This window comes from Vibrio sp. SCSIO 43133 (assembly GCF_023716845.1).
GTDB lineage: Bacteria > Pseudomonadota > Gammaproteobacteria > Enterobacterales > Vibrionaceae > Vibrio > Vibrio mediterranei.
On record NZ_CP068024.1, the window covers coordinates 2,838,959 to 2,864,739 of the forward strand.

At 44.5% G+C, this 25,781-nt stretch carries 21 protein-coding genes; 4 read left to right on the forward strand and 17 right to left on the reverse strand.

The annotated features are described in order from the left end of the window. Window positions 1-18: 18 nt before the first annotated feature. The 16 genes from dnaE to rpsB form a co-directional block, all read right to left on the reverse strand. Window positions 19-3,498 (reverse strand): DNA polymerase III subunit alpha, encoded by a 3,480-nt coding sequence (gene dnaE / locus JKJ11_RS13370; RefSeq protein WP_088876133.1) that lies wholly within the window; start codon window positions 3,496-3,498, stop codon window positions 19-21. 88 nt (window positions 3,499-3,586) lie between these two features. Beyond that, window positions 3,587-4,213, reverse strand: coding sequence for a ribonuclease HII (gene rnhB, locus JKJ11_RS13375; RefSeq protein ID WP_031496237.1), 627 nt, complete (start codon window positions 4,211-4,213; stop codon window positions 3,587-3,589). Beyond that, window positions 4,210-5,352, reverse strand: coding sequence for a lipid-A-disaccharide synthase (gene lpxB, locus JKJ11_RS13380; RefSeq protein WP_252038321.1), 1,143 nt, complete (start codon window positions 5,350-5,352; stop codon window positions 4,210-4,212). Before lpxB ends, rnhB begins: the two co-directional genes overlap by 4 nt. 95 nt (window positions 5,353-5,447) lie before the next feature. After that, entirely contained in the window at window positions 5,448-6,236 is a 789-nt protein-coding gene (gene lpxA, locus JKJ11_RS13385; RefSeq protein WP_124940175.1) for an acyl-ACP--UDP-N-acetylglucosamine O-acyltransferase, read from the reverse strand. A 1-nt stretch (window position 6,237) separates the two neighbouring features. Further along, complete coding sequence (fabZ, locus tag JKJ11_RS13390) at window positions 6,238-6,732, reverse strand: 3-hydroxyacyl-ACP dehydratase FabZ (RefSeq protein ID WP_370736793.1); 495 nt, start codon at window positions 6,730-6,732, stop codon at window positions 6,238-6,240. A gap of 116 nt (window positions 6,733-6,848) precedes the next feature. After that, complete coding sequence (lpxD, locus tag JKJ11_RS13395) at window positions 6,849-7,880, reverse strand: UDP-3-O-(3-hydroxymyristoyl)glucosamine N-acyltransferase (RefSeq protein ID WP_006075358.1); 1,032 nt, start codon at window positions 7,878-7,880, stop codon at window positions 6,849-6,851. A 21-nt stretch (window positions 7,881-7,901) separates the two neighbouring features. Further along, the gene (locus JKJ11_RS13400) at window positions 7,902-8,411 is read right to left on the reverse strand and encodes an OmpH family outer membrane protein (protein ID WP_038223300.1); all 510 of its coding nucleotides are present in this window, start codon (window positions 8,409-8,411) and stop codon (window positions 7,902-7,904) included. Window positions 8,412-8,461: 50 nt separating this feature from the next. After that, entirely contained in the window at window positions 8,462-10,900 is a 2,439-nt protein-coding gene (gene bamA / locus JKJ11_RS13405; RefSeq protein WP_006075360.1) for an outer membrane protein assembly factor BamA, read from the reverse strand. Window positions 10,901-10,947: 47 nt separating this feature from the next. After that, window positions 10,948-12,306 carry a sigma E protease regulator RseP gene (rseP, locus tag JKJ11_RS13410; RefSeq protein ID WP_252038322.1) on the reverse strand — a complete coding sequence of 453 codons (1,359 nt, stop codon included), beginning with the start codon at window positions 12,304-12,306 and terminating at the stop codon, window positions 10,948-10,950. 16 nt (window positions 12,307-12,322) lie between these two features. After that, the gene (gene ispC / locus JKJ11_RS13415) at window positions 12,323-13,522 is read right to left on the reverse strand and encodes a 1-deoxy-D-xylulose-5-phosphate reductoisomerase (RefSeq protein ID WP_252038323.1); all 1,200 of its coding nucleotides are present in this window, start codon (window positions 13,520-13,522) and stop codon (window positions 12,323-12,325) included. A gap of 60 nt (window positions 13,523-13,582) precedes the next feature. Beyond that, complete coding sequence (locus tag JKJ11_RS13420) at window positions 13,583-14,425, reverse strand: phosphatidate cytidylyltransferase (RefSeq protein WP_006075682.1); 843 nt, start codon at window positions 14,423-14,425, stop codon at window positions 13,583-13,585. Window positions 14,426-14,437: 12 nt separating this feature from the next. Beyond that, window positions 14,438-15,193 carry an undecaprenyl pyrophosphate synthase gene (uppS, locus tag JKJ11_RS13425; RefSeq protein ID WP_124940179.1) on the reverse strand — a complete coding sequence of 252 codons (756 nt, stop codon included), beginning with the start codon at window positions 15,191-15,193 and terminating at the stop codon, window positions 14,438-14,440. Window positions 15,194-15,288: 95 nt separating this feature from the next. Further along, window positions 15,289-15,846 carry a ribosome recycling factor gene (frr, locus tag JKJ11_RS13430; protein ID WP_031494736.1) on the reverse strand — a complete coding sequence of 186 codons (558 nt, stop codon included), beginning with the start codon at window positions 15,844-15,846 and terminating at the stop codon, window positions 15,289-15,291. A gap of 83 nt (window positions 15,847-15,929) precedes the next feature. Next, a complete protein-coding gene (pyrH, locus tag JKJ11_RS13435; protein ID WP_124940180.1) occupies window positions 15,930-16,661 on the reverse strand; it encodes a UMP kinase in 732 nt (243 codons plus the stop codon). Between the two features lie 150 nt (window positions 16,662-16,811). Then, entirely contained in the window at window positions 16,812-17,654 is an 843-nt protein-coding gene (tsf, locus tag JKJ11_RS13440) for a translation elongation factor Ts (RefSeq protein ID WP_038227908.1), read from the reverse strand. Between the two features lie 129 nt (window positions 17,655-17,783). Next, window positions 17,784-18,515 (reverse strand): 30S ribosomal protein S2, encoded by a 732-nt coding sequence (gene rpsB, locus JKJ11_RS13445; protein WP_006072474.1) that lies wholly within the window; start codon window positions 18,513-18,515, stop codon window positions 17,784-17,786. Between the two features lie 370 nt (window positions 18,516-18,885). Between rpsB and map the strand changes: the two genes are divergently transcribed. The 3 genes from map to JKJ11_RS13460 all read left to right on the forward strand — a co-directional run bounded on the left by map (window position 18,886) and on the right by JKJ11_RS13460 (window position 23,064). Beyond that, entirely contained in the window at window positions 18,886-19,764 is an 879-nt protein-coding gene (gene map, locus JKJ11_RS13450; RefSeq protein WP_062460750.1) for a type I methionyl aminopeptidase, read from the forward strand. A 110-nt stretch (window positions 19,765-19,874) separates the two neighbouring features. After that, window positions 19,875-22,499, forward strand: a complete 2,625-nt coding sequence (gene glnD, locus JKJ11_RS13455) for a bifunctional uridylyltransferase/uridylyl-removing protein GlnD (protein ID WP_006072479.1) — start codon at window positions 19,875-19,877, stop codon at window positions 22,497-22,499. Window positions 22,500-22,680: 181 nt separating this feature from the next. Continuing rightward, complete coding sequence (locus JKJ11_RS13460; protein ID WP_006072480.1) at window positions 22,681-23,064, forward strand: DUF3461 family protein; 384 nt, start codon at window positions 22,681-22,683, stop codon at window positions 23,062-23,064. Window positions 23,065-23,110: 46 nt separating this feature from the next. Here JKJ11_RS13460 and JKJ11_RS13465 read toward each other — a convergent pair whose 3' ends face one another. Then, complete coding sequence (locus tag JKJ11_RS13465) at window positions 23,111-24,697, reverse strand: AbgT family transporter (protein ID WP_252038324.1); 1,587 nt, start codon at window positions 24,695-24,697, stop codon at window positions 23,111-23,113. 348 nt (window positions 24,698-25,045) lie between these two features. Between JKJ11_RS13465 and tsaA the strand changes: the two genes are divergently transcribed. Next, a complete protein-coding gene (gene tsaA, locus JKJ11_RS13470; RefSeq protein WP_006072483.1) occupies window positions 25,046-25,744 on the forward strand; it encodes a tRNA (N6-threonylcarbamoyladenosine(37)-N6)-methyltransferase TrmO in 699 nt (232 codons plus the stop codon). Window positions 25,745-25,781: the final 37 nt, after the last annotated feature.

Sequence of the window (25,781 nt, forward strand, 5' to 3'; positions counted from 1 at the left end):
TTTTGCTCTGGGACTCAATTAGTTAAATTCGAGTTCAACCTGGTCTTTACCAAGTAACTGCTGTAATTCTTCTAGTAACGCATCATTCGGCGTTACACGCCATTCTGTTCCTAGCGTAAGTTTTGCGCGTGCATCGGCACGCTGGTAGTAAATATTAACAGGTACTGTCCCAGCTTTGTGTGGGGTTAATATTTCTGTGAAGCGCTGGTAAAAACGCTCATCTATTTGTTGCTCTAACAACGAAATGGATACGCCTCGTGTAAATTTCTCACGAGCGCTACCTAAATCTAAAACTTCGCGGCCAGACATTTTAAGGCCACCGTTGAAGTCATCAAAGCTGACCTGTCCAGAAACGACCACTATTTTATCTTTTTCTAACAATTCAGCATATTTATCTAGCGCATCTGAGAACAACATCACTTCCATACGACCGCTTCGGTCATCCAAAGTCATCAGTCCGATACGTGTTCCACGCTTGGTTGTCATTACCCGAGCAGCAATCACCAAACCTGCGACCGTCAACGATTGGTCGCGTCTTGTTGGCGTTGCGTCTTTTAATCGACAACTGGTGTATTTGGTAAGTTCCTTAAGATAGGCGTTTATTGGGTGCCCCGTCAAATAAAGCCCCAAAGTTTCTCTCTCACCTTCTAACCATACCTTTTCTGGCCATGGTGGAACTTGAGTATATTTATGCTCCACATCTTCTGGCGCATCAGTCAATACACCAAACATGTCAGCCTGACCAAAGGCTTCAGCCTGATGGTGTTGGCTCGCCGCTTTAACCGCATCGTTCAGTGATGCCATCATCGCCGCTCGATGCGGGCCTAGTCGGTCAAGCGCACCCGACATAATAAGCTTTTCAATTACTCGCTTGTTGACTTTCTTGATGTCAATACGAGCACAAAAATCGAATAAATCTCGGAAATGGCCACCTTTATTACGAGCCTCGATAATGACATCAATAGGACCTTCACCAACCCCTTTGATCGCGCCAATACCATAAACGATCGCGCCCTCTTCGTTAACATTGAAGCGGAACAGACCAGCATTAATATCAGGTGGTAGCACTTTGAGCTTCATGCGGAAGCATTCATCTACAAGACCAACAACTTTCTCTGTATTATCCATATCGGCGGTCATAACCGCCGCCATAAACTCAGCAGGGTAATGGGTTTTCAGCCAGAGCGTTTGATAGGAGACCAGTGCATATGCCGCTGAGTGAGATTTGTTAAAGCCATAACCCGCGAACTTTTCTACCAGGTCAAAGATCTTCATGGCAAGTTCGCCATCAACGCCGTTGTTTATCGCCCCTTCTTCAAAGACGGCACGCTGCTTAGCCATCTCTTCCGGCTTTTTCTTACCCATTGCACGACGCAGCATATCCGCACCACCCAGCGTATAGCCCGCTAGGATCTGTGCAATTTGCATAACCTGTTCTTGATAAAGAATGATGCCGTACGTAGGCTCCAGAGTCTCTTTTAGAGATTCATGTTGCCACGTTTCATCTGGGTAGGAGACCGCCTCTCGCCCGTGCTTACGGTCGATAAAGTTATCAACCATGCCTGATTGCAATGGGCCTGGACGGAATAGTGCCACCAATGCAATGATATCTTCAAAACAGTCCGGCTGTAGACGCTTGATAAGCTCTTTCATACCTCGCGATTCCAACTGGAATACCGCAGTGGTTTCAGAATTCTGTAACAGCTGGAATGAAGCCGAGTCATCAAGTGGTATCGATTCAATTCGAACTGGGTCTTTACCCTCTCTTTCGAGTCGAGGGTTAATCAGTCCAAGCGCCCAATCGATAATCGTTAATGTTCTCAGACCCAAGAAGTCGAATTTAACCAAGCCTGCCGTTTCAACATCGTTCTTATCAAACTGAGTAACAGGGAAATGTCCCTCAGAGTCGGCATAAATCGGTGCAAAATCAGTAATCGTAGTCGGTGAAATTACTACCCCACCCGCGTGTTTACCGGCATTTCGAGTACACCCTTCCAATATGCGGCACATATCGATGAGGTCTCGAACCTCTTCATCGCCATCATAAAGCTGCGGCAATGCAGGCTCCGCCTTGAAGGCTTTTTCTAACGTCATGCCAGGGTCAGCTGGAATCAGTTTTGATATGCGGTCAACAAAGCCAAACGGGTGACCCAATACACGCCCCACATCACGAATAACCGCCTTCGCAGCCATAGTACCGAAGGTAATGATCTGCGATACCGCATCCCGACCGTACATCTCGGCTACGTGATCAATCACTTGGTCACGTTTATCCATACAGAAATCGACATCGAAATCGGGCATGGAGACACGTTCAGGGTTCAAGAATCGCTCAAAAAGAAGATCGTATTCAAGCGGATCAAGGTCGGTGATTTTAAGAGCATAGGCCACCAATGAACCAGCACCTGAACCACGTCCAGGTCCTACTGGAATCGCATTATCTTTTGACCACTGGATGAACTCCATAACGATCAAGAAGTAACCTGGGAATCCCATTTGGTTGATAACATCAAGCTCAATTTGTAGTCGGTCATCATACTCAGGACGACGCTCTGCTCGCACCGCTTCATCTGGGAACAAAAACTCCAAACGCTCCTCAAGACCTTCTCTTGATTTCATCACCAAGAAATCAGTCTCTTTCATACCTTCAGTTGGGAACGCAGGTAAGAAGTATTCACCGAGGCGCACGGTCACGTTACAGCGCTTAGCAATTTCTACTGAGTTCTGAAGTGCTTCTGGGATGTCCGCAAACAGCTCACACATGTCTTCCTCACTACGAAGATATTGTTGAGCACTGTACTTTTTGGGACGTTTAGGGTCATCAAGTGTGTAACCATCATGGATCGCAACACGAATTTCATGAGCATCAAATAGTTCTTTGTCGACAAACACGACCTCATTGGTCGCGACAACCGGAAGATCGAGCTCCTCGGCCAACTCTACGGCAAAATGCAGGTAACTTTCTTCGTCAGGTCGTCCTGTACGAATCAGTTCTAAATAGTAGCGATCTGGAAAATGCGTCTGATAAAACTGAGCACACTGCTTAGCAAGTGTTGTATTGCCTTTTAATAGCGCTTTACCTACATCACCCTCTTTCGCTCCAGAAAGAACGATAAGCCCTTCAGATAACTCGACTAACCACGCCTTATCAATCACAGGTTGATGTTGGATATGGCCTCGAAGGTATGCTTTTGAGATAAGCAAAGTCAGATTGTTGTAACCAGTATTATCCGCTGCCAATACTGTTATGCGAGTTAACTCATCTCCAAATTCGTCAGACTGAACAGCAAAGTCAGCACCAATCAGCGGTTTAACCCCAGAGGAGTGTGCATTACCATAAAATTTCACTAACCCACATAGGTTAGTAAAATCAGTCAGTGCCATTGCTGGCATACCCATCTCTGCCACTTTTTTTACTAATGGTGGCACCTTCGACAGGCCATCGACCATGGAGAAGTCACTGTGAACTCGAAGGTGTATAAACTTGGGGTCTGACATAATAAATCCTAAATTGCCATGACGATTATTTGGCGAATCATACTCTAACGAATCGTACTATCACGATCCTTAATACGACTAACGTGAGCTAGTCTTTAATACCTAAGGCGCGTTTGACTGGTTTGAAACTTTTGCGATGCTCTGCAATGACGCCATGCTGTTCAATGGCTTCAAAATGCGCTTTCGTTGGATAGCCTTTATGTTTAGCAAAACCAAATTGTGGATGTTGCTGATCAAGCTCTTCCATCTCTTGGTCGCGAACGACTTTAGCTATAATCGATGCTGCACTGATTTCTGCGACACGTAAGTCTCCCTTAACGACCGCTTGAGCATCCATTGGTAACGTTGGCGTTCGGTTGCCATCAATAAGCACCATATCAGGTTGTACTTGCAGTCCAGCGACCGCACGCTGCATTGCTACCATGGTCGCTTGTAGGATGTTTAACTCATCAATTTCTGTTGGAGAACAACGCCCAACTGCCCATGCCAGCGCTTTTTCTTTTATCTCAGGATAAAGGGCGAGTCGTTTCTTCTCGGAAAGTTTCTTTGAGTCGTTCAACCCTTCAATCGGATTGTTGGGATCCAAGATAACCGCGGCTGTGACGACATCACCCACTAAAGGGCCTCGACCTACCTCATCCACACCCGCGACTAGTGAGTAACCTTGCGGATAATCAAAGGGGGGAAGCTCAGCACTTTTTTTCTTCGTTGTCATAACTTTCCAATTAGATTTAACACTGCATTTGCCGCTTGTTTATCGGCATCTTTACGAATCCAGTGGTGCATTTCCGTGAATTTGGCAATCACCGCACTGTTGTCACTATTAAGAAGCTTGGTGAGCTCATTGTACAAGTTTTCCGGCGTACAAGCTTCTAACAGAAACTCTTTTACTATCTCATCATCGGCGAGAATATTTGGTAAGGAAACGTATTTGGTTTTCACTAAACGCTTGGCCAGAAATGCGGTTATTGCATTCATTTTATAACCAACGACCATTGGTCTTTTAAGTAGCATGCACTCTAAAGCTACGGTGCCAGACGCCAATAATACTGCATCTGCAGCAGTAATAACGTTACGTGCGGTATCTTGAACAATGTGAAATTCAAGCTGAGGCGCAATTTGCTGCCAAGCTTCAATAAACTGCTGTTTACGCTTTTCGTTGACAGCAGCCACCACAAAACCGAGATTTGGGTCGTCTTGATGTAGTTTCACACAGGTTTCAATAAACGGTTGTGAAAGCATCTTCAACTCGTTACCACGACTACCAGGTAAGACCGCTAGCCACTTTTTATCAGGCGCTAATCCTAAAAGCTCGCGAGCTTGTTGTGCATCCGATTCTAGAGGGATGGCATCAGCCAAAGTATGGCCGACAAACTCACAAGGCACTTGGAATTTGTCATAGAAAGCTTTTTCAAATGGCAAGAAAGCAAGTACGAGGTTAGTCGCCTCAGCAATCTTATGAATGCGCTTTTGTCTCCACGCCCAAACAGAAGGACTGACATAGTGTACCGTTTTTGTTCCAGCTTGTTTAAGGTCCAATTCGAGACGCAAGTTGAAATCAGGGGCATCTATACCGACAAACACATCTACCGGGTTTTGAGTAAAGTATTTCACCAACTCTGCTTTAACATGCAACAACCGTTTCAAGCGCCCAAGAACTTCTACCAATCCCATGACCGCAAGCTCTTCCATATCGAAAAGAGACTCGCAACCTTGAGCTATCATTTTAGGGCCACCGATACCAACAAACTCGGCATCTGGATATTGTTGCTTTATTGCTTTAATGAAGCCCTCTCCCAGAGTATCTCCGGAAAGTTCGCCAGCTACGATACCAATTCGCAATGGTCGTTCCATTACCAGTCCTTATTTTCGCCAAATTTCTCGAATACCATAAAACAGAAAAAGACCGCTAACTGATTAGCGATCTTTTTATACTTACGTGACCAACGTTAGCGGATAATGCCACGCTCAGAGCTTTCCAAAATATCCACAAAACGCTGAACTGATGCCCACTCTTGCGCCATTTCCTCAAGCACAGGCTTTACCTCTGCCAGTGTCTTGCCTGAACGGTAGATCTCTTTGTACGCTTTTTGCAAAGCACGCAGTTCTGGCTTCTCGAAACCGTTACGCTTTAATCCCACTAAGTTGAGACCAAACGGTGTTGCATGGTTGCCTTGCGCAAGAACGTATGGTGGTACATCTTGTACTACTGCCGAACACCCGCCAACATAAGCGTAAGCGCCAACTGTGCAGAACGGGTGGATCGCCGACAATGCCATAACTCCAGCATGATCACCAACCGTTACATGACCACCGAGAATAGCATTGTTACCAATGTGTGTGTGGTTGCCCACAATCACATCATGCGCAATATGAGCATTTACACAAAGAAGGTTGTCATTACCGACCACTGTCTGGGTCTTATCTTGAACAGTACCACGATGAATTTGTACGCTCTCGCGGATAACATTCCGGTCGCCAACCACAACTCGCGTATCTTCACCACCGTATTTCTTATCTTGGTTTTCTTCACCAATGATCGCTTGAGGGAATACTCGGTTATCGTTACCTATTGTAGTATGACCCTTAATAACAACATGCGACATAATCTCATTGTTCTCACCAATTGTGATATCACCTGAGATATAGGTAAAAGGACCTACTGTGGTATTTGCACCAATAGTGACGTTCCCTTCGATAACGGCACTAGGATGAATCTTAGCGGTTTCATGAATCATATTAAAACTCTCGACGAGCACACTTTAGCTCAGCAGAACAAACAACCTCACCATCAACCTTTGCTACGCCGTTGAAGGCAGCAATACCGCGACGCTCCTTGATAAATTCCACTTCAATAATCAATTGGTCACCTGGTACAACTGGCTTGCGGAACTTCGCTTTATCGACACTCGCAAAGTAGTACAGCTCATTGCCTTTTGGCGCACCAAACGATTTAAATGCCAATAGACCCGTCGCTTGAGCCATAGCTTCTAAAATCAACACACCAGGAAACACAGGTAATTGCGGAAAGTGCCCTGTAAATTGTGGTTCATTCACAGACACATTTTTAATGGCGGTTAGATACTTTTCTTCTTGATAATCAGTAACGCGATCGATCAACAGAAACGGATAGCGATGAGGAAGCAGTTCCTGGATCTCAGTGATTGTCATTGTTTTTGTATCAGTGCTCAAAGTAAAAATCCTATTATCAATTCTTTTTCTAACTAGAGGCATTATATACCCAAATGCCACTTAGTGTCAGTTCGGGGGGAAGCAGTGCTCAACCTAGCGTTATCTGACACACATAAAAAGACTCGCCTAAGCGAGCCTTCATTTTTAAGCCACAGAAGTTAGTCTTCTGTTTGCTCTAGCAGTTTCTCAACTGCTTTGAGGCGCTTGTTCATCTCATCAATACGATGGACTCGAGTAGCCGTTTTGCGCCACTCTTTGTTGGTCTGTAGTGGAATACCTGATGAGTAGATGCCTTTTTCTGGCAAGCTACGCATGACCATTCCCATACCTGTGACAATAACACCATCAGCAATTTCGATATGTCCATTGAGAACACTCGCACCGCCAATTTGGCAGTATTTACCGATTTTGGTGCTACCAGCAACAATAGTACCACCAGCCATTGCTGTGCCATATCCGATGTGCACGTTATGAGCAATTTGCATCTGGTTATCAATGATTACATTGTCTTCGATGATGGTGTCGTCCAGCGCACCACGGTCGATAGTGGTACAAGCACCAATTTCTACACGGTTTCCAATTCGCACGGTACCGACTTGAGGAATTTTGACCCACTCGCCTTTTTCATTAGCGTAGCCAAAACCATCAGAACCAATGACAGTACTTGACTGCACTAAACAATCGTCACCAAGCACTACATCATGATAAATCGATACATTAGCCCACAGCTTAGTATTGCGACCTAGCTTAGCACCCTTTCCAATAAAGCAACCCGCGCCGACAATTACGTTGTCGCCAAGTTCTGCTCCGGCTTCAATCACAGCATTGGCGCCTACGGATACATTCTCACCCAAGCAGGCCTCTGAAGAGACCACTGCACTTGGCGCAATACCAGATGCAGCAGGAGCTGGAGTAGTATCTAACGCTTGGGCGACTTTAGCATAGGCCACATAAGGATCAGCAACCACTAGAGCATTGGTTTTGCAATGCTCTAACTCACTGGCTTTCACCATGATTGCCGATGCTTGGCATTCACCAAGATGCTTTGCGTATTTTACATTAGTGAGGAAAGTAATTTGTCCCTCACCTGCGCTGTTCATAGGCGCTACCGCACTAATTAGCGTGCTCTCATTACCATGGATTTCCCCACCAGTAATCTCCGCTAATTGTGCTAACGTCAATGCTGTCATGTCTAACCTACTGCAATACTGTTACTTAAGTGAGTCGATAACTTTCTTCGAGATGTTGAACTCTTCTTTTGCATAACCAACCGCCTGAATATCGATGATCATGTCGTAGCCTTCTTTTTTCGCTACTTTTTCAACTGCTTCTTGGATGGTCTTAAACAGTTTCTGCTTTTCTTCCGCTTCACGACGCTGGCTCTCTTTTTCTAGAGCTTGGCCTTTGATCTTATATTTGCTATCTAGCTGACCAATCTCGATACGTAGTTTCTCGATTTCATCTTTACCTAGTAGCTCACCATCACGTTGAAGTTTTTCCATCTTCTTAGCTGCATCCGCTTGAATCGCTTGAAGCTCGGCAGCTTTGTCTTTGAACTCATTCTGTAATTTTTGCAGTGTTGCTTCACGCTGTGGAAGTGCTTGGAAAACTTGAAGCGTATTCACATAGCCAATTTTCTGCGCCGCTTCTGCTGCGTTTGCAAACAGTGAAGACGTAAGGATAACTAGGCCAAGTCCAGCCGCTTTCATTAATTTTTTCAAGGTCGATTCCTCTGTTCGTATAGAAACTATTTTCGTTACAAAATATATAGTTAGAAAGTATTACCAATCGTGAAGGTAAAGGCTTCTGTTTTATCGCCTTCAAACTTCTTAACTGGTGTTGCGAGTGAGAATACAAGAGGCCCCATTGGAGACATCCACTGTACTGCTACACCTACCGACGCTCGGTAATTCGACGGATCCGAGTAATCGTAATAATACTGGCTTCCAGGCATGTTAGGGTCTGGTGAAACATAAGTAAACTCTGTGTCCCAAAGGCTCGCAGCATCCATAAACAAGCTAGTACGAATTTGGTTGCGGAACTCATCCGAAGCAAATGGCGTCGGGACAATCAACTCAACACTAGCAAGCGCTACTGCGTTACCACCCACTGACTGGTCAGTCGCGGAGTAACACGGATTATTCCCACCTACATTACCGCAACCACCACCATTTGGATCGTTATAGACTGCTTTAGGGCCTACCGAGTTCTGACGGAAACCACGCAGTGTTGAGAAACCACCCACATAGAAGTTTTCGTAGAATGGCAGCAAGTTATCATTGCCATTGGTTTGACCATAACCGTTACCGTAGCCTAAGCGACCTTTCAACAATAACGTAAAACTGTGACTATCGGTAATAGGAAAATACTGTCTTACGTCATATTGAGTCTTGAAGTATTGAACATCCGATCCAGGAACCGTCACTTTACCATAGAGTTTTTGATGGTTACCTGCGGTCGGGAAACGTCCACGGTTTAAATTATTTCGAGTCCATGCTGCCGTTAAGTGGAAATCATCCGTAATCAAGTTACCTTCTGAATCACGGTTCTTCTCTTGAGCTTGCAGGAACTTCTCAATTTGAACGTACTCTTTGATGTTACCTAATCGGCTATGTGTATAACCTCCACCAAACTCTAGGTAGTTAAGTTCATCGACCGGGAAACCCCAAGTCAACGTACCACCATAACTTTGGTCGGTATAGTCAACGATACCTGCTTTCGATGCTTCAAACTCATTGTAGAAAATCTGACCACCAAGACTGACACCATCTAGGTTCCAGTATGGGTCGCGATAATCCAACGTTATGTTTTTCTGATACTTGTTGGTCATCGCACTGATACCAACTCGGTCACCAGAACCTGCAAAGTTATCTTGCTGGAGACCAACCTGGAAGCTAATACCTGATTCAGTACCGTAACCGACACCAAAGTTAATGCTTCCTGAGTTTGCCTCTTTGACATCATATACCAAGTCTACTTGATCATCAGAACCAGGCACACGAACTGTTTGAACATCAACCGTTTCAAAGAAACCTAATCGGTTCAAACGGTTTTTACCGGTTTCAATAGACTTCGAGTTCAACCAACTCGATTCCATCTGACGCATTTCACGACGTAACACTTCATCTTTGGTGGAGTTGTTACCTGTGAATCGAATATCGCGAACATAAATACGGTTTCCAGCTTCAACATTGATGACTAACGAAACTTGGTTATTCTCATCATCAAACTCTGGAATGGTGCGTACTTGCGGGTAAGCATAGCCAGCTTCACCTAAGACGCGCTTAATGTTCTCCTCTAATGCGGTAACACTAGAGCCGTTATAAGTATCACCATCCTTAAATGGGATCATACTTTCAAATTCGGCTTGTTTGCCAATTAGCTGACCACGGAACGTCACATCTTTCACTTGATAAGGTTCGCCCTCATCGATACCTAGCGTAATGTAAACGCCTTTCTTGTCCGGAGAAATCGATACTTGAGTCGTATCGACTTTAAACTTTAAATAGCCACGATCGAGGTAAAACGACTTGAGAGCTTCAATATCACCTGCAAGAACTTGCTTCTGGTATTTATCATCTGCAAGGAAGTTCCACCACGCAACATCTACATTCAGATTAAAACGTGATAACAATTCCTGATCGCTAAAGACAGTATTACCGATAAAGTTGATCTGTTTGATCTTTGCCGAAACACCTTCAGAGAATACAAACTTCAAGTCGGCACGATTACGTGGCAACGGTGTAACAACCGCTTGAACCTTCGCGTTGTATTTACCGACACTGTAATAGAAATCTTCTAGACCTTTTTCGATATTACTTAACGTTGTGCGGTCTAGTGCTTCACCGACAATAACACCTGACGCATCAAGGTTTTGCTGTAGTTGCTCTTCCTTTATCGCGCTGTTACCTGAGAAAGAGATGCTCGCAATAGTTGGGCGCTCTTTCACACGTATTACCAGTGCGTCTTTATCACGAAGTACCTTAATATCCTCAAAGTTACCCGATTGATAGAGGGCATTAATGATCTCTGAGATATCTTTACTGTCTACCGAATCACCAATACGTACAGGCATTTTCAAAAGAGCAGCACCTAGTGCTACCCTTTGCAAACCTTCGATTCGAATGTCCTGTACAACAAAATCCTCAGCCCCATTCGCCGACACACTGGTCGCTAGTAGAGATGCGAATAGAATATGCTTAATCGCCATACCTGCTCTAATTAATCCTTGCTAATACCGCTGCCTAAATTCTGATATCAAAGGCGTGTAAAATCATTAAAAATTGCTATCAGCATCAATGAGAAGATAATAGCCCCTCCCACTCGATACCCCATTTCTTGTACTTTTTCTGGTACTGGTCTTCTAATTACTGCTTCAATTGCAAAGAACAATAAATGTCCTCCATCAAGCATTGGCAATGGTACTAAGTTGATAATACCCAAGTTGACACTAATCAGCGCCAAGAAGCCTAAGAAATAAACCAGTCCATAATCTGCGGTTGTACCTGCCCCTTTCGCAATCGAAATAGGTCCGCTTAGGTTGTTTAGGCCAACATCACCCACGATCAGCTTTTTCAGCATAGAGATCGTAAGCTCGATAATTTGTCCCGTTTTCGCGATAGCTTTACCTACCGCTTCAACCGGCCCGTATTGAAGGTCAAAGCGATAACTCGCAGGCCACTCACCAATCTCTGGAGCGATACCCGCAAAGCCAATAACCGTGCCATCTCTTAGCTCACGTGACCCAGGAGTCAATGTTGTTGTTAATCGCTCACCGTCTCTCAGCACTTGTATAGTCACTGGACTATTTGGGTTCGCTTGAATCACATCCACAACTTGTTGCCATTGAGAGATGTCTTGCTCTCCAGCCGAGATAATAGTATCACCAACCTGAAGGCCAGCAGCCGAACCGGCTCCGTCTTCACTTACATTTGTCAGAGTTGTTTTAATCTCTGGGGTATACGGTTTAAAACCAAGCGTCCCCATAGCAGACTCTGTTTCTGGATTAAAGTTCCAGCCCGACAAATCAATTGTTAATTTTTTGTCCGTTCCTATTTGGCTATCTGATGAAACTGTGACCGTCATTTGATTATCGCCAATATGCGACACTAGCCCCAAATTAACCGATTCCCAGTCCAAGGTTGGCGTACCATCAATGGACTTAAACTCCATTCCTGGTGTTAACCCAGCTTGTGCAGCAATCGAGTGCGGGGTAACTTCGCCAACAACAGGCTTGACCGCAGGCACACCAATCAAAAACACCAGCCAGTAGGCAAAGACCGCAAAAAAGAAGTTAAATGCTGGTCCTGCACCTACAATAGCGGTTCTTTTCCAGAGAGGCTTTTTATCAAAGGCATACTTGTGATCGGCTTCAGAGACTTCATCAACTCGACTATCGAGCATCTTGACATAGCCGCCTAAAGGAATAACGGAGATACTATACTCAGTCCCATCTTTACCGACTTTAGACCAAATCGATTTACCGAAACCAATCGAGAACTTTTCGACATACACACCACACTTTCGCGCTACCCAAAAGTGACCGTATTCATGTACCGCGACTAGAATCCCTAGCGCAACGATAAAGGACGCGAAGTTCCAAAGGATGTCCGTCATATCAAAAATTCTCTCACTAAATCGAACGCACGATTTCTCGTGCATAGTTTCGAGCCATTCTATCTAGCTCAAGAATAGTTTCCAAGTTATCTAATTGTATAAATTCATTTGCTGAACAGACTTTCGACATAACGCGCTCATTTACCACGCTAATATCAGTAAAACGGATTTTTTCCGACAAGAAGGCTTCAACCGCAATTTCATTTGCGGCATTGATAGCCGTGGTTGCATGTTGCCCTTCAAAACAGGCATCTATTGCTAACGCTAAGCAAGGATACTTAGCATAGTCTGGAGCCATAAAAGTCAATTCACCGATTGTCGTAAAATCAAGAGGAGCAACACCAGAAGGGATTCGGTCGGGATAAGACATCGAATAAGCAATCGGCGTTGCCATATCTGGCTGTCCCATCTGTGCTAAGACCGAACCATCATTGTATTGCACCATAGAGTGAATAACCGATTGAGGATGAATGACCACTTTTAGCTGCTCTCGATTGGTATTGAATAACCAGCGGGCCTCAATAAACTCCAAACCTTTGTTCATCATTGTTGCAGAATCAACAGAAATTTTTGGCCCCATCGACCAATTTGGATGAGCAATTGCCTGTGCAGGTGTTACTGAAGAAAGCGTTGAAACGTCAGTATATCGAAAAGGGCCACCCGAACCGGTTAAAAGGATATGATTGATACCCGCTTCAGATAACTGGCAGTTCCCAAGATTGGTTTGAATATTCGTAGGTAAACATTGGAATATGGCGTTATGTTCACTATCAACGGGTAGCAACTGAGCACCAGATTCGTACACGGCGTCCATAAATAGCTTACCAGACATGACCAGCGCTTCTTTATTAGCTAACAGTACACGTTTGCCTGCTTTCACAGCAGCAAGCGTAGGTAACAAACCCGCAGCACCGACGATAGCAGCCATTACAACGTCGACATCTTTGGATTCCGATACCATGCACATGGCTTGTTGACCAAACAGTACTTCGGTTCTCATATTGCTAGGAAGTAGTCGCTTTAGCTCTGACGCATCCGCTTCGTCATTCAGAACCGCAAACTTGGGTTTCCAAATGGAGCAAAGCTCAGCCATTTTGGCTACGTTTTTACCACCAACAAGAGCATAGATAGCGAAAGATGAAGGATTTTCTGAAACGACCTTTAGAGTGCTTGCTCCAATAGAACCAGTAGCGCCTAGAATGGTTAAATTTTGCATGCTATTACAACCGCTTATAAGTCAACCAGAGAATAAGAGCTTACTCTCTGGTTGGGGAGATTAGAAAATGAGATAAAGGAGAGCAAATACAGGAAATGCTGCGGTTAGACTATCCACACGATCGAGAACACCACCATGACCTGGGATAATATTACTGCTGTCTTTTATCTTCGATACTCGTTTGAACATACTTTCCACTAAGTCGCCCAGCACTGAAATAACGACTGTGGCAAGAGTAATGATAGTCATACTGGCATAGCTCGTAAACTGAATATCAAAGAGTGATGAACTTCCCCACGCGACAACCAAAGCAGCCGCAATGCCGCCAATCAAACCCTCGATGGTTTTGTTAGGGCTTACATGAGGCGCCATCTTACGCTTACCTAAACTTTTTCCAGCAAAGTAAGCACCGCTATCTGCAGCCCAAACGATCAAACAAACAAACAGAACCAGTTTTGAGCCGTAATAAGGGTCTAAGTAATAGTGCTGTCCTCTCAAGATAACAATGCTCCATAGAAATGGTAGCAAAGTTAGTAGTCCGAATAGATGTCGCAGTACATTAGAGTGCTCCCACAGTCCCGCAGACTTAGGGTACGTCATCGCTAGACTACTCGCAATGAGCCACCAGCTAAAGCCAATACCCAGCAATAAAAGATGCAATGAATCGACCTGATTCAAAGAGACAATGTCAGAAGGGACAATGAACAAAGAGAGCCCAACAGTAAGGACAGGAGGAATTAAGGCTAGCAGCCGAGAACGAGTAAGAGTAAATTGAGTCCACTCCCACGCTCCAATAAGCGTAACAGCGGCAACAAAACCTATGAACCAAGTTAATGGCAGTGAAAAAATACCCCAAACCACCAGCGGAGCTAGTATTAGGGCGGTAATAATTCGTTGTTTCAAATTAAATCGTCCTTAATTGGCTTCCATTAACGCTTTGACTTGCTCTCCGGTACAACCGAAGCGTCGTTCGCGATTCACAAACCAAGTGATTGCCTTTATTAGGCTGTCCTCGTTAAATTCTGGCCAGTACTCATCCGTGAAATACATTTCGGCATACGCCATTTGCCAAAGCATAAAGTTACTAATGCGACATTCGCCGCTGGTACGGATCAGTAAGTCGACATCTGGCAAATCAGACATAGTGACATAACGACCGATCATATCTTCAGTTATGTCATCGGCTGACAACTCGCCTCGCTCCACTAAACCAGCCAGCGTTTTAGTTGCCTGTAAAATATCCCATTTCCCACCATAGTTTGCAGCGATGTTGATAACAGTACCTGTATTGTTTTCTGTCAACTTCTCTGCTTCGGCGATTTTTCTTTGCAATCTGTCGTTAAAACGAGATTTATCGCCAATGATACAAAGTCTTAAGTTATTCTGATGAAGTTTATTAATTTCACTCGACAGAACGCTAATAAAGAGTTCCATCAACAAGCCAACTTCATCTTCAGGCCTACGCCAATTCTCACTGCTAAACGCAAACAGTGTTACGGCTTGAATATTCAGCTTTGCAGCGGTAGAAATGGTCTTACGGACAGCAGAAACCCCTTTTTTATGCCCGAAAACTCGTGGTTTTCCCTTAGATTTTGCCCAACGTCCATTACCATCCATGATGATAGCGATATGTTTTGGAAGGGAATCATTGACGATGTGTGAGTTTTGCATAAAAGAGTATAGTTATAATTCGGGTCGGACAGGGTAGCATAAAAAAACGCTGTGCTGTCAGCACAGCGTTCAAACTAGAACTGAGTGGTGAAATATTAGACTTCCATCAACTCTTTTTCTTTTGCAGCAAGCAGTTCGTCAACATTTTTCACTGCTGCATCGGTAAGCTTTTGAATCTCATCTTGTGCTTTACGATCTTCATCTTCAGAGATTTCTTTATCTTTCAGTAGCGCTTTCAGGTCACCGTTAGCGTCACGACGGATATTACGGATTGCAACACGGCCGCCTTCAGCTTCACCACGAACGATCTTCACTAGGTCTTTACGACGCTCTTCTGTTAGCGGTGGAAGTGGCACGCGGATAACCGTACCCGCAGACATTGGGTTTAAACCAAGGTCAGAAGTCAGAATCGCTTTTTCAACTTTAGGCGCAAGCTCTTTATCGAATACTGTAATAGCAAGTGTACGCGCGTCTTCAGCAATAACGTTTGCTACTTGGTTTAGAGGTGTTGGCGCACCGTAATATTCAACAGAGATACCTTGAAGAAGGCTTGGGTGTGCACGACCTGTGCGAATTTTAGTTAGGTTATTCTTAAGTGCTTCAACACTTTTTGCCATGCGCTCTTGAGCGTCTTGTTGGATTTCGTTAATCACAATATCACCTTAAATAATAGTAACCTGAAAGCCGGTCTGCTTTCAGGCTATGTCCTTCGATAATTCTGGTTAAGAGTGTACTCTTATTCTGCGTCGCTGATAAGTGTGCCTTCTGCTTCACCCATCACAACACGACGCAATGCACCTGGCTTATTCATGTTGAATACGCGGATTGGCATCTTATGGTCACGAGCCAATGTGAATGCCGCCAAGTCCATTACTTTCAGCTCTTTGTCTAGAACTGCGCTGTAAGAAAGCTTATCACATAAAACTGCATCAGGGTTAGCCACTGGATCAGCTGTGAAAACACCATCTACTTTTGTTGCTTTAAGTACAACATCAGCTTCAATTTCGATACCACGAAGACACGCAGCAGAGTCAGTTGTGAAGAATGGGTTACCAGTACCTGCAGAGAAAATTACCACGCGACCTTGACGTAATTCGCGAATAGCATCAGCCCAGTTGTAATCGTCACAAACACCTTTAAGAGGGATAGCAGACATAACACGAGCGTTCACATACGCACGGTGAAGAGCATCACGCATAGCTAGGCCATTCATAACCGTTGCTAACATACCCATGTGATCACCAACTACACGGTTCATACCTGCTTCAGCAAGGCCTGCACCACGGAACAAGTTACCACCACCAATGACCACACCAACTTGAACACCCAGTTCAACCAGTTCTTTAACCTCTTGTGCCATACGGTCAAGGATTTTTGGATCGATACCAAAGCCTTCCTCGCCTTGTAGCGCTTCACCACTAAGTTTTAACAGAATACGTTGATAAGCTGGTTTAGGGTTCGTTGTCATGAAGTATACCTTCCAAAGAGTTATCGATTAACGGTCATGGCTTGAGACTAGTATAGACTCAACTCATGACGGCTAAAAAATGACAGATAGCCTAGTCGTAAAAAGACCGTAGCCAAGGCCACGGTCTTTTCATCAACAAATCATCAAGGATTAACCTTTCTGAGCTGCTGCTACTTCGTCAGCGAAGCTCATTTGCTCGCCCTTGTCGATGCCTTCACCAACTTCTAGACGTACAAAAGTAGCTACTGATGCGCCACGCTCTTTAAGGATTTCGCCAACAGTTTTCTTTGGCTCCATTACGAACGCTTGACCAGTTAGAGAGATTTCGCCAGTGAATTTCTTCATGCGGCCAACAACCATCTTCTCAGCGATCTCAGCAGGCTTGCCTTCGTTCATAGCGATTTCAACTTGAACAGCTTTCTCTTTTTCTACTACGTCTGCAGGTACGTCTTCTGGGTTAACGAACTCTGGACGAGAAGCAGCAACGTGCATAGCAACGTGCTTAAGAGTTTCTGCGTCGCCTTCACCAGCAACAACAACACCGATCTTCTCACCGTGACGGTAAGTAGCGATAGCAGCGCCTTCAACGTACTGTACGCGACGGATGTTGATGTTTTCACCGATCTTAGCAACAAGAGTAACACGCTCGTCTTCGAACTTAGCTACTAGCTCTTCAGCAGTTGCTTTAGTTGCTAGAGCTTCGTCAGCTACTTTCTCAGCAAATGCTGTGAAGTTTGCATCTTTAGCAACGAAGTCAGTTTGGCAGTTAACTTCAAGAAGAGCAGCAACGCCGTTCTCTTCTTTAATGATGATCGCGCCTTCAGCAGCGATGTTACCTGCTTTTTTAGCAGCTTTAGCAGCGCCAGACTTACGCATGTTTTCAATTGCTAGTTCGATGTCGCCGTTAGTTTCAACAAGCGCTTTCTTACATTCCATCATGCCTGCGCCAGTGCGGTCGCGCAGTTCTTTAACTAGAGCAGCAGTAACAGCCATTCTCTATTCCTCAGTTGATTCTGATTAGGGTAAAAATCAGGGGCTCTCATTCGGCCCCTGATGCTAACTATAACTCAGTTTATATGAAGACTAGATGTCTACGAAACTAAGTGTGACTTCGAGCCGCTATTATTCAGCTTCTTCTACGAAACCGTCTTTGTCAGCTACAGCTGCAACGTCTTTGTTACGACCTTCTTTAACCGCGTCTGCAGCAGCGTTTAGATAAAGCTGTACTGCACGGATTGCGTCGTCGTTACCTGGGATAACGTAGTCAACGCCGTCTGGGTTAGAGTTAGTATCAACAACAGCAAATACTGGGATACCTAGGTTGTTTGCTTCTTTAACAGCGATGTGCTCGTGATCAGCGTCGATTACGAATAGAGCGTCTGGTAGACCGCCCATGTTCTTGATACCACCAAGAGACTTCTCTAGCTTCTCCATTTCGCGAGTGCGCATTAGAGCTTCTTTCTTAGTTAGTTTCTCGAAAGTACCGTCTTGAGCTTGTGCTTCGAAATCTTTTAGACGCTTGATAGACTGACGAACAGTTTTGTAGTTCGTTAGCATACCGCCCAACCAACGGTTGTTCACGTAGAACTGGTCAGCGTTGATTGCAGCTTCTTTAACAGCTTCAGATGCAGCGCGCTTAGTACCAACGAAAAGAACTTTACCTTTCTTCTCACCGATTTTAGCTAGTTCAGCTAGTGCATCGTTGAACATTGGTACAGTTTTTTCTAGGTTGATGATATGTACGCGGTTACGAGCACCAAAGATGAATGGCTTCATTTTTGGGTTCCAGTAACGAGTCTGGTGACCGAAGTGAACACCAGCTTTTAGCATATCGCGCATTGATACAGTTGCCATTTTAAATTCCTCTATGGGGTTAGGCCTCCACATTTCCCATGAATCCGACTTGGTATGAATGATTACTCAAGCACCCCGGAACATGTGACGAAATGTGTGTGATTTAAATTAAAGTTAATGGGAACAAAACCGAGCTCGCCGATTCGAAGAAACTAAGTCCTGTTTCCGGCGCGCTTTATACCATAATTTGGCCACTGATTTCTACAAAAATCGCAATAAATGTACAAAGTACAATCATCACAGCAGTGAGTTTTTAACTAAACCCAACTAAAATGAATCACGTACATAACTACAAACGAGTTTTATTCTTGTTGCGCTTAATCTCGCCACTGATAGAATAACCCGTCAATTTAGAAAGCAGAGAACACAGATGTCTATCAAAATCAAAACTGAAGCTGAAATCGAAAGAATGCGTATCGCAGGTAAGCTTGCAGCAGAGCTTTTAGAAATGATCGAACCTCACGTGAAAGAAGGGGTCACGACGGAAGAGCTCGATAGAATTTGTGCGGATTACACTCGTGAGCGTGGCGCTTACTCGGCCCCACTTGATTACCACGGTTATCCAAAATCAATCTGTACATCTATCAACCATATCGTTTGTCACGGTATCCCAGCAGAACAAGACGCAATGGGTACTACAGGTAAACTAAAACCGGCTGTTCTAAAAAATGGCGATATCGTCAACGTAGACGTGACAGTTATTATTCCTAACGATGAAAATGCCTCACTAGACACTCGTCCAGAAGGTTATCACGGCGATACATCAAAAATGTTTTTAGTCGGTGATGTTTCGCCTGCTGATAAGCGCCTATGCATGGTTGCTCAAGAAGCATTATATCTAGGTATGAAGACCGTCAAGCCTGGTTCCACAGTTGGTGCTATCGGTACTGAGATCGAAAAATTCATTAAAACGAATAACAAGAACAACCCACGTAATAAGTTCTCTATCGTGAAGGATTTTTGTGGCCACGGTATCGGTTCTGAGTTCCATGAGGAGCCACAAGTGGTTCACTACAAAAACAACGACCGCCGTGTACTAAAAGAAGGTATGGTGTTCACTATTGAGCCAATGATCAATGCTGGTAAGTTTGGCTGCAGCATTGACGCAGAAGACGACTGGACAGTCTACACTGGCGACGGCAAAAACTCCGCGCAATGGGAACATACGATTGTGGTAACCAAAACAGGTTGCGAAGTATTGACCTTACGTAGCGATGAATCTATTCCTCGTCACATGAACAATATCTAGCCATTCCGCTTCGATTCAAAAATATCCCCAAACACTGGGGATATTTTTTTATCTGAATCATTTTGGTATAACCGTAGTTAGAATCTTTTTTGCTTGCACGGATCGCACTCATGACTTTTCAGAGCCCAACCACACTAAGCGACGAACAACTCACGATCAGCGAGTTAAAGTCACAATTAGAAACCTTTTCTGAACATCAGAAACAGGAGTTCTTAAATCACCACCCTATTACCGATTTGGTCCTAGGTCGCTCAGATTACATTGACCAGTTACTTAACCGGTTATGGCAGTTCACTGGTCTCGCTAACCAAACTAACCTAGCGTTAGTGGCTGTAGGTGGATATGGTCGCGGTGAGCTGCACCCGCTATCGGATATCGATATTCTGGTGGTCTCGCGCAAAAAGCTTCCAGCGAACCTTGAAAGCACCATTAGTGAATTCATTACCCTACTTTGGGATCTGAGATTAGAAGTCGGCCACGCAGTAAGAACCGTTCAAGAATGCCTAGAAATCGGCCAGTCGGACTTAACCGTCGCCACCAATCTTCAAGAGGCACGCTTGCTATGTGGCAGCGAAGACACCTTTTCCTTACTTAAGAGCCAGATTGATTCCGAAGAATTTTGGCCCTCAGAAACCTTTTATCACGCAAAAATCGAAGAACAACGCACTCGTCACGCCAAGTACCACGACACCACCTACAATCTAGAGCCCGATATTAAATCAACACCGGGTGGGTTGCGTGATATCCATACTCTAAGTTGGGTAGCGCGCAGCCACTTTGGCGCTACCTCCTTGTACGAGATGAGCCGATTTGGTTTCCTCACCGATGCAGAGTACCGAGAACTCGTCGAGTGCCAGAACTTTCTCTGGCGCGTGCGCTTTGCACTACACATCGAACTACGACGCTACGACAATCGATTAACCTTCGCTCATCAAGCTCAAGTGGCCGAGAACTTAGGTTTTGTCGGTGAAGGCAACGTAGCAGTCGAAATGATGATGAAAGAATTCTATCGAACATTACGACGTGTCGCTGAACTGAATAAGATGTTGCTGAAACTGTTTGATCAAGCCATCGTCAATAAAGGCAAGATTCAAGACGCCATCATCATTAACGATGATTTCCAGCGCAGGGGTAAACTCATAGAAGCAAGAAAGCCAGCGCTGTTTCAAGCTAGGCCAGAAACCATTTTAGATATGTTTATTCATATCGCTAATGACTCGAGTATTGAAGGCGTCAGCCCAGCAACATTGCGTCAATTACGTACTGCTCGACGTCGATTAAACAAGTTTTTGCACACCATTCCGGCAGCTAGAGAGAAGTTTATGGATCTGGTTCGCCATCCTAACGCGCTGCACCGAGCATTCCGCTTGATGCACAAGCTAGGGGTTTTATCAGCCTACCTGCCTCAGTGGAGTCAGATCGTTGGACAAATGCAATTTGACCTGTTTCATGTCTACACCGTTGACGAACACAGTGTCCGCCTGCTGAATCATATTCACACCTTTAGTATCGAGGAAAACTACTCCAAGCACCCCATTTGCTGCGAGGTCTATCCTCGTATGCAGAAAAAAGAGCTGCTTATCCTCGCTGCCATTTTTCATGATATCGGTAAAGGTCGAGGGGGCGATCACTCTGAGATCGGCGCTGTCGAAGCGTATGATTTTTGTATGGAACACGGCTTGTCTAAACCGGAAGCCAAACTGGTCTCTTGGTTAGTTCAAAATCACCTTTTAATGTCGGTTACCGCTCAACGTCGTGATATTTACGACCCAGATGTGATTATCGAATTTGCTAAAAAAGTTCGAGATGAAGAATACCTTGAGTATCTAGTCTGCCTCACTGTTGCCGATATCTGTGCCACGAACCCAGAACTATGGAACAGTTGGAAGCGAACCTTGCTTGCTGAGCTCTTTTACTCCACACAGCGAGCACTCAGAAGAGGCCTAGAGAATCCTGTCGATGTACGTGACCGTATTCGACACAATCAACAACTCTCTTCAGCGCTTCTACGTAAGCAAGGCTTTAACGCTCGAGAGATCGAAGTGCTTTGGCAGCGATTCAAGGCTGACTATTTCCTAAGACACACTCATAAGCAGATAGCCTGGCACAGTGAACATATCCTTAACGCCGATGATCCTACTAAGCCACTAGTGCTGATGAGTAAGAATGCGACACGTGGCGGCACTGAAGTCTTTGTATATTGCCAAGATCAGCCTGCATTGTTTGCCACAGTGGTTGCAGAACTCGATCGCCGTAATTTTAACGTGCATGACGCGCAGATCATGACCAGTAAGGACGGTTTCGTCCTTGATACCTTTATGGTGCTTGATCAACATGGTGATGCCATTGATGTAGAGCGACACTCTGCGGTGATCAAACATTTGGTTCATGTCTTGGAGGATGGACGCCCTACCCGCGTGAAAACGCGTCGCGCACCAAGAAACCTAAAGCATTTCAATGTAAAAACTCAGGTCGACTTTTTACCCACTAAGGGGAAAAAGCGCACGCTGATGGAACTGGTCGCTTTAGATGCCCCAGGCTTACTAGCAAAAGTGGGAGCGACGTTTGCCCAGCTTGGCGTTAATCTACATGCGGCGAAAATCACTACAATTGGCGAACGTGCAGAAGACTTATTTATCTTAACAAGCGCAACGGGTGGCAGACTGTCTGAAGAGGAACAGAGCCAGCTAAAACAAAAACTGCATGACACAATTTCAGAACAAATTGCTAGTTAATAAATAGTTATCAGTAATAATGACTGGCCACACCGTCGTGGCCAGTCACCTAAATTAAAATTGCGCATCATTTAAGCGATCTCGTCCACATTTCTCTCTTATTTGTCTAATTATCAGCTATCTACCACATTAATTGCCTGCTACAGTTGTAGAGAAAACACACTGCAATAAGAGGTAACTTATGTACCCAAACCTCACAGGTTTAGGCATTCACGATCCTAAACAAATTGAGCGTTACTCACTAAGACAAGAAGCGCACAAGGATGTGTTGAAGATATACTTTCATAAGCAAAAGGGCGAGCTCTTCGCCAAAAGCGTTAAGTTTAAGTATCCAAGACAAGTAAAGAATGTTCGCGTTAATAGCAGCAGTGGCAATTACAAAGAAGTCACCGAAATTAACCGCAATCTCACGCTGGTTATTGATGAATTAAATAAACTAACCAAACCTGTAGAAGTCGCCGAAGTCGATGTTAAGCAGAAAATCCTCACCGATCTTCGCCACTTAGAAAAAGTCGTTTCTAGCAAAATTGCCGAGATTGAAGCGGATTTAGAAAAGTTAAAGTAATTAAAAAAAATGCTCCCATTGGGAGCATTTTTTATAGGCTTATCTATTAAGGTGTATAGAACGTTGCTGCGCCTGGACCTACTGGTAGACCTAGTAGGAATACCCAGATATAGAACAGTAAACTCCAACCTACCAAGAAACAGATAGAGTACGGCAACATAGTTGCGATTAGTGTACCAATACCTAGATTCTTCATATAGCGTGTTGCCACTGCCAGAATCAGCCCAAAGTAGCTCATCATAGGTGTGATGATGTTGGTGGTTGAATCACCAATACGGTATGCCGCCTGAATGGTTTCAGGAGCATAACCAACCAACATAAGCATTGGAACAAAGATAGGTGCTGTTACTGCCCACTGTGCAGACGCTGAACCAATCATTAGGTTGATAAAGCCACACATTAGGATAAATGCAAAAAACAGAGCAGGACCTGTTAGACCGATAGTCTGTAGGAAGTCAGCACCCGCTACAGCAAATACCTGACCAAAGTTCGTCCACTTAAAGAAAGCAACAAATTGTGCAGCAAAGAACACCAATACAATGTACATACCCATCGAAGACATAGACTTCGACATCGCATCGATCACGTCACGGTCATTCTTCATAGAGCCAGTCACTTTACCGTAGACAAAGCCCGGAATCGCGAAGAAGACAAAGATGAATGCTACGATACTCTTCAAGAACGGAGAACCTGCAACCTGACCATCAGCAGTACGAAGCACGCCATTTTCAGGAACAACAGTTGATGCAATGATTGCACTTACAACCAGTACTGCAATACCTGCCATTTTCAGGCCTTTCTTTTCTACTGCAGTCAGTGAACCCATGCTGTCATTAGAAAGATCTTCTGCAGCTTCTTCTTCATTGTATTTACCCAGTTTAGGCTCAACGATTTTCTCGGTAACAAAGGCACCTGTAATCGCAATGAAGAAGGTCGATACAAACATAAAGTACCAGTTCACCTCAGGGCCAACGGTGTAGTTTGGATCGATCATTTGAGCGGCAGTTTCAGTAATACCTGATAGTAGTGGATCCACAGTACCAATTAATAGGTTTGCTGAATAACCACCAGATACACCAGCAAACGCTGCTGCAAGACCTGCTAGAGGGTGACGTCTTAGAGAGTGGAACAGCATCGCTGCCAATGGAATAAGTACGACGTAACCAAGCTCTGAAGCAGTGTTAGAAATAATACCTGCAAATACAACGGTTACTGTTACCATGCGCTGAGACGCACCCATAACAAGACCACGCATTGCGGCAGATAGCATGCCAGAATGTTCAGCAATTGCCACACCCAGCATAGCGACAAGAACGGTTCCTAATGGCGCAAAACCTGTGAAGTTTTTCACTAAGTTTGTCACAATTAGCTGTAAGCCTTCTGCGTTCAATAAGCTCACTACTTTAATCATACCGTCTGCTGCACGACCAGCAGCGCCTTCAGGGCGCGGATCGGCAACCGCTACGTCAAAGTAGCCGGCAATGCCTGACATAACTAAGATAGCAACACAGAAAATAGCAAACAGTGTGATTGGGTGGGGTAATAGATTCCCCAAGTACTCTACCGCGTCAAGAAAACGGGTAAATAGAGGCTTTTTTGGCTTGTTGTGTTTCATTGTGGCAGATGAACTCATCTGTCCCCTCCTTTTTTATTTGTCCTAGCATTCTTTACAAAGCCATGGTCGATTCCTGACAACTTTGTAAAAAAGCAGCCGCAGGGTACGTGAGGGAGCTCAACATTAAAAGCCGAAAATGTTGCTAATTGTAAATAATGCGCAATTTACATCCAGTTATTTGGCAAAAACACAACAACTTATAATGACAAAAATATAAAACAAAAAATAACAATCTCGTGACATATTTACCTTTTTGTAATATCGACAACCGATTAGGGATAAAAAAAGCTCAACTAAATCATCATTGAAAACACACTCCGCTTCTGAAATGATGGATTGTGATTTATGTGAACTAGGACTCAATTCGTGACTTACTCATTGGAGCCAATTGGCATCATTCATTCTCCTTACAAAGAGAAGTTTGCTGTACCGAGACAACCTCGGTTAGTCTCAAGCGCCACCGCAACAATTGCGTTGCAGGGTGACATCAATTGTCTAGAAGCCGTTCGCGGCCTTGAACAGTTTTCTCACCTTTGGTTGCTATTTCTCTTTGACCAAAACCTTGCCGCAGGCTGGAAACCTACAGTGAGACCGCCTCGATTAGGAGGCAATGAACGAGTCGGAGTATTAGCCAGCCGCGCGACATTTCGTCCCAATGGTATCGGGATGTCTTCAGTTGAACTGAAAGGTATTCGTCAGCAAGGTTCCCAAGTATTTATTGATGTGGGCAGTGTTGATCTTGTCGATGGCACCCCAATCGTCGATATCAAACCTTATATCCCTTATTCAGACTCAATCCCTGATGCCATCGGTGGCTATGCGGAATCTGAACCTGAATCGATAGAAGTCGCGTTTTCAGACATCGCATTAGAGGAACTAGCTAAGGACAAGGAGGTTGCCTATAAGACGCAAGTCATCAAAGAGGTACTCGCTCAAGATCCCCGACCTGCTTACAAAAAAAGTAAGGTTGATAATAAGGAATACGGAGTCAGACTCTTCGATTGGAACGTAAAATTCAAAATAATCGCGCAACTAGCCTTGGTAACTTCCATTGACTCTTTGTAGAAAGCGAATTGGCTGATATCATAAGCGGCTGAACTCA